A 2,814-nucleotide genomic window follows, 5' to 3' on the forward strand; every position below is an offset into this window, starting at 1 on the left:
CGAACGCAAAGAGGCCAGCAGTGAACAGCTGCGGCAAAGAGAGTTCGCGCTGGAGCAGGCCCGCTACGAGGCGAAGCATGCGCGCCGGCAATACGACGCCGTCGATCCCGACAACCGGCTGGTCGCCAGCGAGCTCGAACGGCGATGGAACGACTGTCTTGCAACGGTCGCGCGGCTCGAAGAGCAGATCCGGAGCTTGCGCAACGAGGAGCCGTGCGCTGTCGGCGACGACGAGCGCGTGGCGCTCATGGCGCTCGCCGGGAATCTGCCGGCGCTTTGGAACGACGCGGCTGCTTCCGTCGAGACGCGCAAGCGGATCTTGCGCGCCGTCTTGAAGGAGATCGTCGTGACCGTCGAGCCTGGCCGGCTGCACCTCGTCCTGCACTGGCAGGGCGGGGATCACACGCGGCTCGAGGTGCTGAAGAACCGATCGGGCCAAAATCGCTTCAAGACCGATGCGTCGACCAAGCAGCTTGTGTGCGAACTCGCCCGCCTGTTGCCGGACCACAGCATCGCCCCCGTTCTCAATCGGCTGGGCGTCCGCTCGGCCAGAGGCCAGACCTGGACCCAACTTCGGGTGCGCAATTTCCGCGGGACGCATCGGATTCCGGCCTACCGGGAGGGCGAACGTGAAGAGCGCCATGAGCTTATTCTGACCGAGGCCGCAATCCGCCTCGGCGTCAGCAACATGACCGTCGTGCGCTTGATCCGCGATGGACTGTTGCCGGCAAGACAGGTTTGCCCTCGCGCCCCTTATGTCATCCGCGAGAGTGACCTGGCTCGTCCAACCGTCCGGCAGGCGATTGCCAAGGGGCGTCCAGTATCATCCGATCCGCGACAAGAAAGCCTGCCTTTTCAATGAGATCATGAGGTACTGCATTATGTCGCCGTCCTGTTCATGCCCAAAAGGAGCCTGTCGTTCGGAAGACGGGGATCGTAGACGCCGTCCTCGTCGGCGATCAGCGTCCCGACCAAGCCGCAGAACTCCAGCAGCGTGTGCCAGTCGCGTCCGTTGCGGGCCAGGCGCGAAGCCTCGATCGACACGACCGCGCCGACCCGGCCTTCGCAGATCGCAGCCAAGAGCTTTTCGAACCCTGGGCGACTGACGCCCGAGCCCGAGCGGCCGAGATCGTCGTCTATGACGCTGACCTCGGCCCAGCCGAGCTGCCGGGCTCGCTCGACCAGTCCATATTGGCGTCGACGGCTTTCGACGTTGTTGTTCAACCTGATCGACCGTCGACTGCCGGACGTAGACGATCGCCTTCCTTCCGGATCGAGCACTTCCGCCGACAAGGCGCGCCATGAGCCGGATCGAGGCTGACCATCTCGCTCGGGAAGAAGCGCTCGCACGTTCTCCACCATCGCCTGGCGGCGCTCTTTCGGGATCGGCCGCAGGCGTGGCGGTTTGCGATGCGCGCTACGTCTGCGCCAGCCATGTCGATCCGTCGCGCGAGAAGGGGTGCACCGCATTCAACAACATGCGCATCGACGCGGCGGTGTCGGCGGAAGTGCTGCGCGCAATCTCGCCGCTGGCCATCGAGGCGGCGTTGAAGCTGATCGCCGAGTGCAAGGAGGCCAGCAGCGAACAGCTACGGCAAAGAGAGTTCGCGCTGGAGCAGGCCCACTACGAGGCAAAGCATGCGCGCCGGCAATACGACGCGGTCGATCCCGACAACCGGCTGGTCGCGGGCGAGCTCGAACGGCGGTGGAACGACTGTCTTGCGACGGTCGCGCGGCTCGAAGAGCAGATCCGGAGCTTGCGCAACGAGGAGTCGAGCGCTGTCGGCGACGACGAGCGCGTGACGCTCATGGCGCTCGCCGGGGATCTGCCGGCGCTCTGGAACGACGCCGCCGCTTCTGTCGAGACGCGCAAGCGGATCTTGCGCGCCGTGCTGAAGGAGATCGTCGTGACGGTCGAGCCGGGTCGGCTGCATCTCGTGCTGCACTGGCAGGGCGGCGATCACACGCGGCTCGAGGTGCTGAAGAACCGTTCCGGTCAGAATCGCTTCAAGACCGATGCGGCGACCGAGCAGCTGGTGTGCGAGCTCGCCCGCCTGTTGCCGGACCACAGCATCGCCCCCGTTCTCAATCGGCTAGGCGTCCGCTCGGCCAGAGGCCAGACCTGGACCCAGCTGCGCGTGCGCAACTTCCGTAGCGTGCATCGGATACCGGTCTACCGGGAGGGCGAACGTGAAGAGCGCCATGAGCTTATTCTGACCGAGGCCGCAAACCGCCTCGGCGTCAGCAACATGACCATTGTCCGCTTGATCCGAGATGGACTGTTGCCGGCAAGACAGGTTTGCCCTCGTGCCCCCTATGTCATCCGCGAGAGTGACCTGGATGCTCCGGCCGTTCGACAGGCGATTACCAAGGGGCGTCCAGTATCATCCGATCCGCGACAAGAAAGCCTGCCTTTTCAAGGAGCCGATTAGGTACTGCATTATGTCGCCGTCCTGTTCATGCCCAGCAACAACCGATCGTTAGGATGGCGAGGATCGTAGATTCCGTCCTCGTCGACGAGGATGGCGCCGACCAATCCACAGAACTCTATCAGCGTGTGCCAGTCGCGGCCGTTACGGGCGAGGCGCGAAGCCTCGATCGCGAAGACGGCGCCGACGCGACGGTCACAGATTCCAGCCAACAGCCGCTCGAAGCCCGGACGGGCGATGCCTCCACCCGATCGTCCGAGATCGTCGTCGATGATTTCGACGGTCGCCCAGCCAAGCTGCCTGGCCCGATCGGCAAGCCCGTATTGCCGGCGCTGGCTCTCGAGGTTGTGCACGAGCTGATCGGCGGTCGATTGGCGGATATAGA

The 2,814-nt window shown here is 64.6% G+C and carries 2 protein-coding genes and 2 pseudogenes; 2 read left to right on the forward strand and 2 right to left on the reverse strand.

All coding sequences use genetic code 11. The features are described from left to right. A partial coding sequence (locus ACLP25_RS14425; RefSeq protein WP_442469877.1) for a helix-turn-helix domain-containing protein occupies positions 1 to 862 on the forward strand: 862 nt, incomplete at its 5' end. 26 nt (positions 863 to 888) lie between these two features. Here ACLP25_RS14425 and ACLP25_RS14430 read toward each other — a convergent pair. After that, positions 889 to 1,303, reverse strand: a pseudogene (locus ACLP25_RS14430) (recombinase family protein); the annotation flags it as partial. Between the two features lie 175 nt (positions 1,304 to 1,478). Here ACLP25_RS14430 and ACLP25_RS14435 point away from each other — a divergent pair. Further along, the gene (locus ACLP25_RS14435) at positions 1,479 to 2,432 is read left to right on the forward strand and encodes a helix-turn-helix domain-containing protein (RefSeq protein ID WP_442469878.1); all 954 of its coding nucleotides are present in this window, start codon (positions 1,479 to 1,481) and stop codon (positions 2,430 to 2,432) included. A gap of 17 nt (positions 2,433 to 2,449) precedes the next feature. Here the strand turns inward: ACLP25_RS14435 and ACLP25_RS14440 are convergent. After that, a pseudogene (locus ACLP25_RS14440) lies at positions 2,450 to 2,814 on the reverse strand (recombinase family protein); the annotation flags it as partial.

The sequence above is a fragment of the Roseiarcus sp. genome (assembly GCF_052145395.1).
In the GTDB taxonomy this organism is placed as follows: domain Bacteria; phylum Pseudomonadota; class Alphaproteobacteria; order Rhizobiales; family Beijerinckiaceae; genus Roseiarcus.

Excerpts from the sequence above, each read along its gene's own strand:
- ACLP25_RS14435 (WP_442469878.1), top strand. The coding sequence starts at position 1,479 with ATGCGCATCGACGCGGCGGTGTCGGCGGAAGTGCTGCGCGCAATCTCG.